This is a genomic window from Pseudoalteromonas agarivorans, assembly GCF_024518735.1.
GTDB classification, from domain to species: Bacteria; Pseudomonadota; Gammaproteobacteria; order Enterobacterales; family Alteromonadaceae; genus Pseudoalteromonas; species Pseudoalteromonas atlantica.
Genome location: NZ_JANIGJ010000008.1, coordinates 106,179 through 121,399 on the forward strand (window position 1 = coordinate 106,179; position 15,221 = coordinate 121,399).

Sequence of the window (15,221 nt, forward strand, 5' to 3'; positions counted from 1 at the left end):
TGCTAAATACCAAATTTTAGATATAAAAAAACCGGCCTAGGCCGGTTTTTTAATCATAAAACAAATTATAGCGCTTTAATTTTAGCTGCTAAACGGCTCTTATGACGAGCTGCTTTGTTTTTATGAATTAGACCCTTAGTTGCGTAACGGTCTAGGATAGGTGTAGCAACAGAGAAAGCTTGCTGTGCAGCTTCTTTATCGCCAGCTTCAATAGCAGCGGTTACTTTTTTGAAGTAAGTACGCATCATTGAACGACGGCTTGCGTTGTGCTGACGGTTTTTTTCGCTAGTGATAGCGCGTTTTTTTGCAGACTTGATGTTAGCCAAGGTTTGCTCCTAACAATCTTAAATAAAGCTTAAATTAAAGGCCGTGGAATATGCCTGTTTTTATCATGAATGTCAATTTAAATTTAACAACTCAAGAAAAACTGCTCCTTATAACGAACATCAATTTGCCGCTTTAGCAGTTAATATCGCTATTGTAACAAAGCACAGACGCCCAGCCTAGTGCTTTAAAGCGATTTATAAAAAAGACTGTGGCATAATTGCGCTAACTAAAGGTTTTTAAGTAGGTTTAAGGTGTCAAAAGGATTATTTCGCTCCGGTATGATTGTAAGTTGTATGACAATGATATCGCGTATTTTAGGGTTAGTACGAGACGCTGTCGTTGCAAACTTATTAGGTGCTAGTGCAGCTGCTGATGTTTTTTTGTTTGCTAACCGTATTCCCAATTTTTTACGCCGTCTATTTGCAGAGGGGGCCTTTGCTCAGGCATTTGTGCCTGTACTTAGCGAAATTAAAGAACACCATGGCGATGATAAAGTTAAGTTATTTGTAGCACAGGCTGCCGGTACGCTGGGCACTATTTTGCTTTGTGTGACTATTTTTGGCGTTATTGCCTCGCCTGTTATTGCCGCGTTATTTGGTACTGGCTGGTTTATAGATTGGTGGCAAGGTGGCCCCAATGCAGAAAAGTTTGTGCTGGCAAGCTCATTATTAAAGTTAACCTTTCCGTATTTGTTATTTGTTAGTTTGGTAGCACTTAGCGGTGCGGTAATGAATGTGTATAACCGCTTTGCAGTGGCTGCTTTTACGCCCGTATTACTTAATGTTTCAATTATTACCTGCGCCATTTTATTGCACGACAAATTTAGCGTGGGGGCGTATGCGTTAGCTATTGGTGTATTTGTGGGCGGAGTGGTGCAATTGTTGTTTCAGTTACCATTTTTATACCGAGCAAAAATGCTGGCACGTCCTCGCTGGGCGTGGCAAGACGAGAACGTTAAAAAAGTGCGTAAGCTTATGCTACCGGCATTATTTGGTGTTTCAATAAGCCAAATTAACCTCCTGCTCGACACCATGATTGCCTCGCTATTAATGACGGGCTCTATCGCATGGCTTTATTACTCAGATAGGTTAATTGAGTTTCCACTTGGTTTATTTGGTATTGGTATTGCCACCGTTATTTTACCCGCACTTTCTAAATTACATAGCAGTAAAAAGCTCAGTGATTTTCAGCATACGTTAGATTGGGGGGTGCGTTTTGTGATTTTTTTAGGCATACCCGCCATGGTTGGTTTAATGATTATAAGCCCGCTTATCATTACTGTGTTATTTGATCACGGCGCATTTAAAGACGCTGATGTTGATCATGTTAAAGCGGTAAGCTTAGGGGTGGTTGCCTACTCGGTAGGGTTAGTTAGCTTTATGCTTATTAAAGTGCTAGCGCCGGGTTTTTACTCGCGCCAAGATACCAAAACACCTGTGCGCATTGGTATTATTACGCTGGTGCTTAATATGGTATTTAATATTATGTTAGCCCCGTTTATAGGATATTTAGGGCTTGCTTTAGCAACGTCTATGTCGGCCAGCTGCAATGCTTTTTTACTTTACAGGCAACTTAAAAAAGAAAACGTGTATCAGTTTTCTGCAATGAGCCTGCGCTTTAGCGTAAAGTGCATAGTGGCAAGCTTGGTAATGGGCGCTCTAACGTGGTACGTCAGCAGCCGTTATTATTGGGCTACATGGCACTTTTCTGAGCAAGTAATGTTGTTAATTGCATTGCTAGTAATTGCCGCAATAAGTTACTTTGCGGTGCTGTTTTTACTTGGTGTAAGACTAAATACGATAAAAAGTGTAGCAACTACTGAATCAAACTAAAAAAAAGATTATAATCGGCAGCCCTGTGGTTTTGAACGATTTTAAAGTCGTTAATAATACTCGCTGAAAAAGGCATTAGGTGGCATGGAGTTAATTAGAGGTATACACAATATTCGAGCGCAACATTATGGTTGTGTGTTGACTATTGGTAATTTTGACGGTGTGCATTTAGGCCATGGCGAAGTGTTAAAAGGGCTGTTAGCGGATGCCAAAGCACATAACTTACCCAGTACTGTGATGTTATTTGAGCCGCAGCCGCAAGAGTTTTTTGCTAAAAACAATGCGCCAGCTCGACTTACTCGGTTACGCGACAAACTCAGATTACTAAGTAACTTAGGTATTGAGCGGGTTATTTGTATTAGCTTTAACCAACAATTTGCCAATATGCATGCTGAGCAATTTGTTAGTGATATTTTAATTAAAAAGCTAGGCGTTAAAGCACTCACAGTAGGTGATGATTTTAAATTTGGTAAACAGCGCCAAGGGAATTTTAATTTACTGCTCAGCATGGGCAAACAAGCGGGCATGGATGTAAAAAGCACCGCGAGTTTTCGCCAATTAAATGCTAGAGTAAGCAGCACACTAATACGTGAAGCATTAGCCGCAGGCGACTTAGAAAATGCTAAGTTAATGCTAGGGCACAATTATGCTATTTCAGGGCGTGTAATACATGGTTGGAAAAGAGGGCGAGAGCTTGGTTTTCGAACTGCAAATATAGCGCTTAAACGCCAAGTTTGCCCTGTAAATGGGGTGTTTGCCGTAAAAGCAAACATTGCCGGAAAACACGTTTATGGGGTAGCCAATATTGGTAACAAGCCCACTTTTAATGGAACTCGTGCTTTGTTAGAAGTTCATCTTTTTGATTTTGCACAAGATATATATGGACAGTTTATGCATGTGGAGTTAATAAAAAAACTTCGCGATGAGAAAAAATTCGAGACATTAACACAGTTAACGGCACAAATTGCAACCGATGTTGCCGCCGCAAAACAGTGTTTTGGTTTAAATTAGGTAGCCGATAGATACGGAAAGTAGGATTAATGAGCGACTACAAACATACTTTGAATTTACCGGAAACACAGTTTCCAATGCGTGGCAATTTGGCACAACGTGAACCAAAAATGCTTAAAGCATGGTATGAAGACGACCTGTACGGTCAAATTCGCAGCGCTAAAAAAGGTAAAAAGACCTTTATTTTGCATGACGGCCCTCCGTATGCAAACGGCGATATCCATTTAGGCCACTCAGTAAATAAAATTTTAAAAGACATAATTGTTAAGTCTAAAACTTTATCTGACTTTGATGCACCTTATGTGCCTGGTTGGGACTGTCATGGTTTGCCAATTGAGTTAATGGTTGAGAAAAAAGTAGGCAAGCCAGGCGTTAAAGTAACCGCGAGCGAGTTTCGTGAAAAATGCCGTGCTTACGCTAAAAAGCAAGTTGAAGGTCAAAAAGTAGACTTTAAACGTTTAGGTGTGTTTGGCGATTGGGACAAACCTTACTTAACAATGAACTATGACTTTGAAGCAAACGCTATTCGCGTGCTAGGTCGTATTATTAAAAATGGCCACCTTCATAAAGGTGCAAAGCCTGTGCATTGGTGTACAGACTGTGGTTCTGCATTAGCAGAGGCCGAAGTAGAGTACCAAGATAAGCAATCTCCAGCGATTGACGTACGTTTTACATTTGCAGATCAAGACGCGGTTGTTAATGCCTTTGATTTAGCCGATGGCCATAAAGGCCAAGGCAGTGTAGGTACTGTTATTTGGACTACAACGCCGTGGACCTTACCCGCAAACCGTGCGGTAGCAGTGCATGCAGATTTAGAGTACGCCTTAGTACAAGTAGATGATGAAGGCTCACAGCAACGTTTAATTTTAGGCTCAGAGCTTGTTAAAGATGCAATGGACCGTTATGGCTTTAATCATTTCCACGTACTAGGTTATGTTAAAGGTGCAGCACTTGAAAACTTACACGTTGCTCACCCATTTTACGATTTTGATGTACCGGTAATTGTAGCAGACCACGTAACTACTGACTCAGGTACGGGTGTGGTACATACCGCGCCAGGCCATGGTCAAGAAGATTTCGCGGCAGGCTTAAATTACAATCTTGAAGTAGCAAACCCTGTGGGCGCGAATGGCGTTTACCTGCCTGATACAGAATTATTTGCTGGTCAGCATGTATTTAAAGCAAATGCCAGTGTAATTGACGTACTAACAGAGCGCGGTGCTTTAATGCATCATCATGCGCTTACGCATAGCTACCCGCATTGTTGGCGCCACAAAACACCTATTATTTTCCGTGCTACACCGCAGTGGTTTGTAAGCATGGATCAGGCTAACTTACGTCAAGACTCGTTAAGCGAAATTAAAAACACCCAATGGTTGCCAGAGTGGGGCGAAAGCCGCATTGCGAACATGGTTGAAGGTCGCCCAGATTGGTGTATTTCACGCCAACGTACTTGGGGTGTGCCAATTGCTTTATTTGTTGATAAAGACACTGGTGCTTTACACCCAAATACGCAAGCGCTTATTGAGCAAGCTGCAGAGCTGGTAGAAAAATCAGGCATTCAAGCATGGTATGACTTAGAGCCTGCCACCTTGTTAGGCGAAGAAGATGCCAAGCAATACATGAAAGTACAAGATACGTTAGATGTATGGTTTGATTCGGGCGTAACACATGCATGTGTTGTTGATGCACGAGAAGAGTTAGTTGGCCCAGCCGATTTATACCTAGAAGGTTCTGATCAGCACCGTGGTTGGTTTATGTCATCAATGATGACCTCAGTTGCTATTAACGGTCACGCACCTTACAAGCAAGTACTAACGCACGGCTTTACCGTAGATGAAAACGGCCGCAAAATGTCAAAATCGTTAGGCAACGTTATTTCACCACAAAACGTGATGAATAAACTTGGCGCTGACATTTTACGTTTATGGGTAGCTTCTACCGATTACACCGCCGAAATGACGGTATCGGATGAAATATTTAAACGCTCTGCAGATCGCTACCGCCGTATTCGTAACACTAGCCGTTACTTGTTAGCTAACCTAAGTGGTTTTGATCCAAAAACAGACCAAGTTGCTGTTGATGATATGGTTGAGCTTGATAAGTGGATTGTTGGCCGTGCAGCCCAATTACAAGAAGAAATTTTAGCAGCTTACGATAGCTACCAAATGCTATTAGTAACGCAAAAGCTAATGAACTTCTGTACAGGTGAGCTTGGTTCGTTCTACTTAGATGTAATTAAAGACCGCCAGTACACAGCAAAAAGCGACAGTCATGCACGTCGTTCTTGTCAAACTGCGCTTTATCATATTGCTGAAGCAATGACTCGTTGGATGGCGCCAATTATGAGCTTTACAGCTCAAGAAATTTGGGAAGCATTACCGGGCGAGCGTAGCGATTACGTATTTACATCGGTATGGTACGACGGTTTACACGCACCGACAAACAGCCAATTTAGCAACGATGACTGGCAAGCGATTCTAAATGTACGTGACGAAGTAAACCGCGTACTAGAAGCAGCCCGTAAAGAAGAAGTGATTGGCGCAACGTTACAAGCAAGCGTTAACTTATACGCCGAAAAAGCACTGGCTGATAAGTTAGCAGCATTAGGTGATGAGCTACGTTTTGTATTACTAACGTCTGCGGTCACAGTATCTGCAGTGGATAGCCAGCCAAGTGATACACAAACAACCGAAATTGAAGGTTTGTACATTAGCGTAGCAGCCACAGATGCAACTAAATGTGAGCGTTGTTGGCATTACAGCGATGATGTAGGTTCAGAGCCTGCACACCCTGAAATTTGTGGTCGTTGTGTAAGCAATGTTGACGGCGAAGGTGAAAAGCGTCAATTCGCTTAGGAGCTTTACTCAGTGAGCAAACTAGCCCAAAAAAGTGGTTTAGTGTGGCTTTGGTTAAGTCTATTACTGCTTGTAATAGACTTTGCCACTAAAACACTTGTTGTGAATACCATGGCTTATCAAGAGTCGATTAATTTACTGCCTGTTTTTAGTATTACCTACGTACATAACTATGGAGCGGCCTACAGCTTTTTAAGTGAAGCGGGTGGCTGGCAACGTTGGTTTTTAAGTTTTATTGCCATTGCTATTAGTGCGCTATTAGTGTGGTGGTTAAAGCGTTTACCAGCGACAAATAAAATATTATGTAGTGCTTATGCGTTAGTGCTTGCTGGCGCTATTGGCAATTTATATGACCGTGTTGCTTATGGTTATGTAATTGACTTTATACATGTGTTTTATAAAAACTCGCATTTTCCAGTATTTAATATTGCCGACTGTGCAATTTGTATTGGTGCCGCATTATTATTATTTGATGCCTTTACAGGCGAAAGTCCGAAGGAGCATAAAGCATGAGCCAAGCTGTAATTGGTGAAAACTCAGAGGTTATTTTTCACTTTTCTATTAAACTAGAAGATGGCTCTGCCGCAGACTCAACCAAGGTGCATAATAAACCAGCCAAGTTAACGATGGGTGATGGCAGCTTAACGGCTAATTTTGAAAAGTGCTTACTAGGTTTAAGTGCAGGCGAAAGCAAAACGTTTGAATTAGAACCAGAAGACGCCTTTGGACAACCTAATCCAGATAATATTTACTATGTAGAACGCAGTAAATTTGGTGCAGAAACGCCAGCTAAAGTCGGCGCAATTATTGCCTTTACTCAGCCAGATGGTACTGAGCTGCCAGGACTGGTACGCGAAGTACAAGGTGAGTCGGTTACTATAGATTTTAATCATCCGTTAGCAGGCCAACGTTTAACGTTTGAAGTAGATATTATTGAGGTGCAAGGCTAATGGATATTTTATTAGCGAACCCGCGAGGCTTTTGTGCAGGGGTAGACCGTGCAATTAGCATAGTAGAGCGCGCTTTAGATATTTTTGAAAAGCCAATTTACGTACGCCACGAGGTCGTTCATAACCGCTACGTAGTAGATGGTTTAAAAAACCGTGGTGCCGTATTTGTTGAAGAGCTAGACCAAGTACCTGATGACAGCATTGTTATTTTTAGCGCCCACGGTGTATCGCAAGCAGTACGCTCAGAAGCTAAACGCCGCGATTTAAAAGTATTTGATGCAACATGCCCATTAGTTACTAAAGTGCATATGGAAGTAACGCGTGCGAGCCGTAAAGGTATTGAGTGTATTTTAATTGGTCACCATGGACACCCAGAAGTTGAGGGTACTATGGGGCAGTATGACAATAACGACGGTGGTATTTACCTTGTAGAAACCGCAGAAGATGTTGCCAAACTTAACGTTAAAAATGCTGATAATCTATTTTATTGTAGCCAAACAACGCTTTCGGTAGATGACACTGCAGATGTAATTGATGCGCTGCGCGAAAAATTCCCAGCAATTGATGGCCCGCGCAAAGATGACATTTGCTATGCGACACAAAACCGTCAAGATGCTGTGCGTGATTTAGCAGACAAAGTAGATGTGCTATTAGTTGTGGGGGCTAAAAACAGCTCTAACTCTAACCGTTTACGTGAACTTGCAGATAAAATGGGCACAACCGCTTATTTAATCGATGACGCAACCAATGTTGAAGCACAGTGGTTTGGCGAAACTAACGCTGTGGGAGTAACTGCGGGGGCTTCTGCGCCAGAAGTGCTTGTACAACAAGTTATTGCACGTTTAAAAGAGCTAGGCGGCAAGCAGGTAGTTGAAAACCCAGGTGAAGAAGAGAATATCGTATTTGCCGTTCCTGTTGAGCTGCGTTAATCTATATAAATTAATTATTTAGATTACAAGGAGAGCCGTTATGAGCAAGTTGCCGCAAGGTGAAACATTGCTTTTTTCGGCTCTTTTTAATGAGCGCGGGGTACTTGCCACGCTTATTGTTACCCAAGTTGTAGCTACCATCTTAGCGTTTGCTCCTTTTGTTGAAGGGGATAGCTGGCAAAGCCTTGGCGTAATTAGTTTATTTTCTCATATGACCGTTTTGGTCAGTATTTCTGCTTTATACTCTTTTCGGGGTGTTTTACAAAAAAAGCCGCAAACCACCCAACTTTTTGCTTTTTTTATTTCCTTTTTAGCCAGCACCGCTCTATTTAGTGTGCTGTGTGCCCGCTACTTTTTAGATATTACAAATAATGAAACGAGTATTTATTTTGTATTACGAAACTGCTTAATTGTTTTTTTGATCACGGCTTTATTTGTACAGTTTTTACTGATTTACTTTGAAAAAGAGCAGCAAACAAAAGCGCTCTCGCGCGCGGAGCTTGATGCTTTGCAAGCCAGAATTCGCCCTCATTTTTTGTACAATAGCCTTAATACCGCCGCTGAGCTAACACATCATGATGCCGATGCTGCAGAGCAAGCAATACTTGCGCTTGCGGCGCTGTCGCAAGCGGCTATGCGCTCGGGACAGCGCGTTTCTCTCGAAGATGAGCTGACCTTATCAAAACAATATGTTGCGCTGGAAACTTGGCGCTTTGGCAGTCGTTTAAAGCTTAATTGGCAAGTGCCTGCTGATTTACCAGATATTAGTATTCCGTGCTTAACCCTTCAGCCGTTAATAGAAAATGCGGTGTGCCATGGGGTAGAGCCCAGTGAAACAGGGGCCGTTATTAGTGTAGAGCTACACGTAACAACAGGGTATTTAACATTGATTGTTTCTAACCCTATCACTCATAATGAGGCGTTAAAAAGACCAAATAACGGCATGGCACTTGAAAATATTCGCCAACGATTGTTTATATATTACAAAGAAAAAGCACAACTAACGATCACACAAAAAGAGGATGTATTTAGAGTAAAAGTGGTGATCCCTAAGCAGTTTGAGAACCCCCAATGAATGTTGTAATTATTGATGATGAACCGCTAGCTCGCGCTAGAATAAAGCGGCTACTGCATCACAACGAGCATATTTTAGTTAAAGGCGAAGGTGATAACGGCGCGCAGGGGCTTGCCATTATCAAGCAGGTTCATCCCGATTTGGTTTTTTTAGACATAGATATGCCGGGTATTAATGGCCTAGAGGTAGCGCAGCAACTCAATACGCTGAGCGTGCCCCCGGCAATAGTATTTGTAACGGCTTACCCCGAGCATGCACTTGATGCGCTACAGCTCAGTGCCGCAGGATACTTAGTAAAACCCGTTACTGAACAGGCATTAAATAAAGTGTTAGTGCAAGTAGGGCGTTTAAATAAAGCGCATATGCAAAAGCAGCAATCTACAAAATTTAGTTATCAGCTTGGTGGCACAATAAAAAGTATTGAACTTGATCAAGTGTATTACTTTAATGCTCAAGAAAAATACACCAATATGGTATTTAAAGAGGGCGAGGCCCTAATTGAACAAAGCTTAAAACAACTTGAGCAACGCTTCCCAACGCAATTATTACGTATTCACAGAAATACGCTCATAAACAAACAAAAGCTTGTTGCCTTGCATACCCAAAGCCCTGGTGTACATAGCGTAGAACTAGCCGGATGTAAGGAGAAATTAAGCGTAAGTAGGCGAGAGCTAAAAACAGTAAAAAATGCGCTATGTTAGAGCCTGTTATATTTAAGTTGAATTTGTAGTAGGTTGCTTGGCTTTTTAAGTAAGGCAGAGGCCGTTATTGAGCCCACTAAATTAGCAGCATTGCGCTGGAGTTAAATCGCTTCTAGATAGAGTAACTTTAATCCTCAAAGCTCAATTGGTTTGATGCTGTTAACCGTTTATCAACAAATTTAACCGCTTGTCCTAGTATATATTGCATCTACATTTTCAATGCATAAACTTATAATCAGATAAAATTTATTTGGTTTTTACTATGCATTCACCTCACAAAAAACCTCAAAAAGGCTTTACTTTAATTGAAGTGCTGATTGCGTTTATTATTTTAAGCTTTGGCTTATTAGGCGCTGTTGCACTGCAAGCAAAAGCTAAGCAGGCAAGCTTTGACTCTATGCAGCGGGCAGCCGCGGTAGCGTTAGGAAATGATATTATTCAGCGCATTAGAGCAAATGATACCGCACAGCTAGTTACTTTATATACGCAAACTTTCACCAGTACAACATCAACGTCTACCTCTACGGCTTGTTTTAGTGGGTCATGCACTGCAGCGCAAGTTGCAGCCCTTGATTTACAGCAGTGGAAACGCGCCATTCGTGCACGCGAAAACACCGGCTCTCTCGATGATGCCACTGTATGTATAAACCCTACGGCTGCAGCAGGTACGGGTGGGCGTGGGTTTAATATTGAAGTAATAGTGTCTTGGCAAGGCCGCCAAGAGTTTAATGCCAATGATGAAACCAAAGCGCTTAAATGCGGTACTGACGATAAAAAACGCCGTTTGGTTGCATTAAATAGCTATATATACCTAAGGAGCTAACATGAGAGAAAAAGGTTTTACACTAATAGAAATGATGATTTCATTATTTATTGGTGGGCTTATTTTAGGTGGGGTGATGTTTACCTATATTGGTATGAAAGTAACCACAAAAGACACAATGACAATAGGCGAGTTACAAGAGTCAGGCCGCTTAGCCATTAATATTATGCAGCGTGATATAGAGCAGATAGGCTTTTGGGGAACTTATTATGATGATTCGTTTACTGCAGCAAACACACAAACGTTAGCTAACCCTGGTGGTGATTGCTTCGAAGGGCTTAATAACGGCAGCTTTCCAGATTTAGCATCTTCTAGCAATTTCAGAACTATTTATGCAAAAGAAGCCAGTTCAACAAGTGAGCTTAACTGTATAAGTAAGCCAATTGCAGGGACTGACATTTTACAAATCAAGTTTTTACAAGGTGAGCAGCTCACGGTAGATGGCGCTACTAATGAAACACAAGCGGATGAAAACTACTTTATAGCTGAGCAAGAAAGCGCAGAATTTACCCGAGGCGTTGTAGCTGCGGGTAGTTTAAACGTTAATGCCACGGTGTGGCCTTATAGCCATCATGTTTATTACCTCGCAGAGCAAACTTATACGGTAAATAATAAAAGCCTTACAGTACCAGCATTAATGCGTAAACGCTTAAATGGCGCCAACATGAAGGCCGAAACCATTATGGAGGGCGTTGAAAACATGCGCTTTGTATTTGGTTTAGATACAGACAGTGATAGTCGTGTTGATTCGTACCGAAGCATTGAGGATATGCAGCACTCTGATTGGGAAAACCGCAAAAGCATTCTAACAGTGCAGGTTTTTTTGTTAGTTAGAGCATTGCAACCAGATCCGGGACTTAAAATAAAAAATCAAACATATATTTTAGGTGAAGATGAAGACTCCCGAGAGCTCACTTTTACCGATACTTACAGAAGAACAGTATTTACCACCACAATTCGTTTAAATAACGTGGGAGCAAATTTATGGCGTATCTAAGTAAACACGCAAATAAACAACAAGGTGTTGTGCTTATTACAGCCCTTATTATGGTTATTGCTGTAACGGGAATTGCCGTTACATTAATGAGCAGCAGTAGTGTAGATATCAAAATTACTAATGCAGCTCAAGAGCGAGAAGTCGCTGAAAATGAGCTCATTGGAGAAGTACAGCGAATGATTTCTGATGAGGCAAGCAAAGGTGCTGCTAATCAGTTTTTTTTAACGCCAGATGAAGTATCAACTCATGCAGGCGCAGATGATGAAGGGATGGTAATAGCCACGCACGACGGTATGCAAAGCAAAATGGTAAACCTAAATCAGGGGGCGCTTGATTTAGAATGCCCACGCCGATTTAATTTTACTGCCGGTATATCGTGTAACATGCTGCAAGTTTCTACCACTATTCAATATGGCTCTAAAGCAAAGCACGAACTTACAATTGTAACAGGTGTAGCTCAAGAAATGGCCAGTATAAGTAAGGGGATTTAGAATGAAATTTAATCTTAATAAGCCATTGGTCTCTTTACTTGGTTTAGCACTGAGCGCTTCAGCAGTTGCTGAAGATATAGAGCTTTATGTAAATCATGATTTAGATTTAGATGAGAAACCAAGGGTTTTACTCATATTTGATACATCAGGCAGTATGGCGTTTTCATCCTCTAATGGTAATAGTTGTGGCTTTAGCAACCAAACTGGTTACTACTTATGTGCAGATAGTCGCCTTGCGGCAGCACAATATGCTATGACAAAAGTGGTATCAGATAACGAAGACTCTATTGATTTTGGTTTGATGCGATTTAAAAGTGATTCTGAGGGCGGCTATGTTGTAAATGGTGTTGGTAGTGACTCATCTATAGTGCGCAGCTCCATCGCAGCTCTCCCAGCCAATGGTGGCACCCCTCTAACCGAAACGTTATGGGAAGCTTATCTGTATATTACTGGTAAAGGGGTGGGGTATGGCCTAGATGCCTCTACCTTTGAGCGAGATACAAGCGTAGAAGATACAACTACCACCCAAGTAGTGAAAGAATACTGCTATACAATCGGACGAGGGCGAAATCGTCAAGAGTACTGTTATGATTATGTTGATACCCAAACAAGTTATACTTATATATCGCCCTTTGCAGACAGTGAAGCTGAAGCGGCTCGTTGTGATAATTCAATCAACATTATTTATATGACTGATGGCGACCCTTCTAATGATAACGGCAGCGATAGTGATATTAGTGATGAACACGAAAAGTACTTTGGAGAGCCATTAAACTGGAATACCGATAGTTATTACAGTAACTACTTACACCAAATGGCTAAAATTATTCATGGTACAAGTGATGTTACCGTTGATTTATACCCTGCCACTGCCGATATCCACGAAACAGGCCGCTTATACACTATAGGTTTTGGTTCAGGTATGAGTGCAAGCGGGCAAGAACTTTTAAGACGTGCAGCCTTATTGGGTGGCGGTGAAAACTTACCAGCAAGCACCCCAGATGAGCTTTCTAACTCGCTAAATAGTGCTATTTCTCGTATTCGTGAAGTAAACGATAGCTTCTCTTCGCCTTCGGTAGCAAGTAACAACGTAGACCAAACACGTAGCCGTGATGCCATTTACTTTGCCATGTTTTACCCAGAAACAAACACCCGATGGGGTGGGAATTTAAAAAAATTAAAAGTATCAGGCAGCGAAATAGTTGACTCTGCAGATAATACAGCGCTTGATTCTGATGGTTTAATCGATACCGATGCTAAAACATTTTGGTTGCCAGATGGCCAGTCTGCCGATGGTAACTTAGTTGCACAAGGGGGTGTAAACTATCATTTAGCTACACTTACGGGGACTCCAGCTGAAGAAAGACGCAACCTCTATACAGATAAGCAAGGCGATATAGTTGAGTTTACTACTAATATTGTGAGCGATATTTTAGATTTAGTCACCAATAACCCGATTAGCCTAGCTAGTTCAGATATAAAATGGGCAATGGGGATAGATGTTGACGATGAAGACAACGATGGCTCAAACACCGATCAACGCAGCGATATTTTTGGCGACCCTTTACATTCTAAGCCAGTGGCAATCGACTATGGCAATGACGACATACGCATATTGATTGGTACTAATGCCGGCTTTTTACATATGTTTAAAGACGATGATACCAATAACCAAGTGACCGAAAGCTGGGCGTTCATTCCCTCTGATCTTTACGATATTATTCAGCCTTTACGCAATGAAGACACCGGTAAACTCTACGGGATGGACGGCCCAATCAGTGTTTACTTTAGTGATAAAAGCTTAAATGACGAAGGCATTAACGATGGTATTGTTGATGCAAGCGATGGTGACGACGTGTGGGCATTTGCAGGTATGCGCCGTGGTGGAAAAAACTATTACGCCTTTGATATTACTAACCCCGATCAGCCTAAAAAACTATGGGATAACCCTATAGAAGGCGGTACTGGCGATTTTAAAGAGCTAGCTCAAACGTGGTCAAAACCCCAAATAGCGTACATAAAAGCATTTGGTGATAAGCCATTACTCGTTTTTGGTGCAGGGTACGATACAAATAAAGATGCCGTGGTAAGAAGTGAAGACTCGGTTGGTCGCGGTATTTATATAGTAGAAGCTGAAACAGGTAAAAAAGTGTGGGCTTTAACGCCAAACGAAAATGGATTTAAAGGCAAGCACTCGATTGCAGCAAATGTTTCTACGCTTGATTCAGATTACGATGGTTACATTGACAGAATTTATGCTGCCGATACCGGGGGCGATATTTGGCGTATAGACATGCCAGGCACAAGCACCAGTAATTTTACGCACTTTAAACTTGCAGAGCTTGGTAGCAGTTTAGCAAGCCAAGACCGTCGCTTTTTTTACCAGCCGTTGGTGGCACGTACACTTTATAGCAAAGTAAGTGAAACAACGATTAATGGTGAAACAGTGATTACACGTTTAGATACGCCGTATGACGCTATTGTAATAGGCAGCGGAAATCGCTCAAAACCAACAGGTACAAATGAAGACGATCAGCTGTTTATGATAAGAGATGAAAATACAGTAACTCAGTCATTCACTAGCGCCCCTTCAGCGATTAAACCAGCAGATTTAATGCTAATGAACAGCGACCCGTTTGGTAATGCACTTGATGATGTAGATGAGTTTGTTGATTTAGAAGTCGATTTAGCTAAATTTAAAGGCTGGCGCTATGAATTAGGCACAGGCGAAAAATCTTTAGCAGCAGCCACAGTGGTGGGCGGTGTCGCTTACTATACAAGCTTTACTCCATCATCAGAAACCTCTACAGAGAACCAATGTTCGTTAAGTGGCGGTGGCGGCTCGTTGTATGCGTTCCATTTACATTATGGCACCAAGGTATATGACGACTTAAAGTTTACCACTAGCTATGATGTACCTGATACACCACAATTGTACTTTGGTGAAGGCCCCTCTTGTGCCGATGGAAATGGCGACGGCTTTTGTGATGATAACCCAACCATTGAAGTGACCGAAGAAAGCCAGTTTTACCTTATTGGGCCGGGAATAAAAGGCGAAGATGCACAAAACCCAATGAAGCCAGTAGAAATAATGGGCCCAGGCTTAACGGTTGTAGATGGTACCGTACAATTAGTGAATGACGATGATAGTGTAGGGTTTGGCTTTAAAACCCAACAAACCTATATTTATAAACGTGAAGAAAATGATGAAATTGATGATTAAGGAA

The 15,221-nt window shown here is 41.8% G+C and carries 13 protein-coding genes; 12 read left to right on the forward strand and 1 reads right to left on the reverse strand.

The window, feature by feature from the left end; genetic code table 11:
* Window positions 1-65: 65 nt before the first annotated feature.
* Window positions 66-326: a 30S ribosomal protein S20 gene (gene rpsT / locus NQT65_RS14985; RefSeq protein ID WP_004588355.1), complete on the reverse strand. Its 261-nt coding sequence runs from the start codon at window positions 324-326 to the stop codon at window positions 66-68.
* 294 nt (window positions 327-620) lie between these two features.
* Between rpsT and murJ the strand changes: the two genes are divergently transcribed.
* The 12 genes from murJ to NQT65_RS15045 all read left to right on the forward strand — a co-directional run bounded on the left by murJ (window position 621) and on the right by NQT65_RS15045 (window position 15,217).
* Complete coding sequence (murJ, locus tag NQT65_RS14990) at window positions 621-2,159, forward strand: murein biosynthesis integral membrane protein MurJ (protein ID WP_417655527.1); 1,539 nt, start codon at window positions 621-623, stop codon at window positions 2,157-2,159.
* 84 nt (window positions 2,160-2,243) lie between these two features.
* A complete protein-coding gene (ribF, locus tag NQT65_RS14995; RefSeq protein ID WP_004588357.1) occupies window positions 2,244-3,170 on the forward strand; it encodes a bifunctional riboflavin kinase/FAD synthetase in 927 nt (308 codons plus the stop codon).
* Between the two features lie 29 nt (window positions 3,171-3,199).
* Entirely contained in the window at window positions 3,200-6,028 is a 2,829-nt protein-coding gene (ileS, locus tag NQT65_RS15000; protein WP_054983029.1) for an isoleucine--tRNA ligase, read from the forward strand.
* 12 nt (window positions 6,029-6,040) lie between these two features.
* The gene (gene lspA / locus NQT65_RS15005) at window positions 6,041-6,541 is read left to right on the forward strand and encodes a signal peptidase II (protein ID WP_004588359.1); all 501 of its coding nucleotides are present in this window, start codon (window positions 6,041-6,043) and stop codon (window positions 6,539-6,541) included.
* On the forward strand, window positions 6,538-6,978 hold the full coding sequence (fkpB, locus tag NQT65_RS15010) for an FKBP-type peptidyl-prolyl cis-trans isomerase (protein WP_004588360.1): 441 nt from the start codon (window positions 6,538-6,540) through the stop codon (window positions 6,976-6,978). Before lspA ends, fkpB begins: the two co-directional genes overlap by 4 nt.
* Complete coding sequence (gene ispH / locus NQT65_RS15015) at window positions 6,978-7,907, forward strand: 4-hydroxy-3-methylbut-2-enyl diphosphate reductase (protein WP_029774112.1); 930 nt, start codon at window positions 6,978-6,980, stop codon at window positions 7,905-7,907. Before fkpB ends, ispH begins: the two co-directional genes overlap by 1 nt.
* 40 nt (window positions 7,908-7,947) lie before the next feature.
* The gene (locus NQT65_RS15020; protein ID WP_256851471.1) at window positions 7,948-8,982 is read left to right on the forward strand and encodes a sensor histidine kinase; all 1,035 of its coding nucleotides are present in this window, start codon (window positions 7,948-7,950) and stop codon (window positions 8,980-8,982) included.
* Window positions 8,979-9,683: a LytR/AlgR family response regulator transcription factor gene (locus tag NQT65_RS15025; RefSeq protein ID WP_256851472.1), complete on the forward strand. Its 705-nt coding sequence runs from the start codon at window positions 8,979-8,981 to the stop codon at window positions 9,681-9,683. Before NQT65_RS15020 ends, NQT65_RS15025 begins: the two co-directional genes overlap by 4 nt.
* Window positions 9,684-9,945: 262 nt before the next feature.
* On the forward strand, window positions 9,946-10,506 hold the full coding sequence (gene pilV, locus NQT65_RS15030) for a type IV pilus modification protein PilV (protein WP_256851473.1): 561 nt from the start codon (window positions 9,946-9,948) through the stop codon (window positions 10,504-10,506).
* A gap of 1 nt (window position 10,507) precedes the next feature.
* Complete coding sequence (locus tag NQT65_RS15035) at window positions 10,508-11,503, forward strand: PilW family protein (protein WP_126007791.1); 996 nt, start codon at window positions 10,508-10,510, stop codon at window positions 11,501-11,503.
* Complete coding sequence (locus NQT65_RS15040) at window positions 11,491-11,994, forward strand: pilus assembly protein PilX (protein WP_256851474.1); 504 nt, start codon at window positions 11,491-11,493, stop codon at window positions 11,992-11,994. The genes NQT65_RS15035 and NQT65_RS15040 overlap by 13 nt, the downstream gene beginning before the upstream one ends.
* 1 nt (window position 11,995) lies before the next feature.
* Window positions 11,996-15,217: a PilC/PilY family type IV pilus protein gene (locus NQT65_RS15045; RefSeq protein WP_256851475.1), complete on the forward strand. Its 3,222-nt coding sequence runs from the start codon at window positions 11,996-11,998 to the stop codon at window positions 15,215-15,217.
* The last annotated feature ends 4 nt before the right edge of the window (window positions 15,218-15,221 follow it).